This window comes from Oleiphilus sp. HI0123, from assembly GCF_001635315.1.
Genome location: NZ_LWGE01000607.1, coordinates 1 through 521 on the forward strand (window position 1 = coordinate 1; position 521 = coordinate 521).

At 47.0% G+C, this 521-nt stretch carries 1 protein-coding gene; it reads right to left on the reverse strand.

What is annotated here, in order from left to right:
* Positions 1-521 (reverse strand): ATP-binding cassette domain-containing protein (locus A3761_RS05495; protein ID WP_068749965.1); only part of this gene is annotated, 521 nt, incomplete at both ends.

The following is a 521-nucleotide window of genomic DNA, read 5'->3' on the forward strand; positions in this document are numbered from 1 at the left end:
TATACAGCCAAGTACTTACTAATCAAGTCATCACTCAGCTTATCCATCGTGTCATTGGCCACGACACGGCCTCTATCCATTAGCCTAAAGGATTGTCCAACGCGTCGAGCAAAGCCAAGTTTCTGCTCTACAAGGATAACCGTCAAGCCTTCTTCTTCATTTAACTTCATCACAACATCGCCAATTTGTTTAACAATGTTAGGCTGAATACCTTCATTTGGCTCATCCAGAATTAACACCTTAGGCTCTATAATCAGCGCTCTGCCAATGGCCAACTGCTGTTGCTGGCCACCCGATAAGTCACCACCGCGGCGATGCATCATTTCGCCTAGCACAGGGAATAGATCAAAAATTTTCTGAGGAATTTCACCCGCGCCTTCCTGACCTTTTAAACGTCCCTTGCGAATAGGCAAACCCACACGTAAATTCTCTTCAACGGTTAGTAATGGAAAGATCTCCCGTCCCTGCGGCACATAGCCAATACCTGCCGGTGCTCGAGCTTCCGCTGTTTTTCCCTGCAA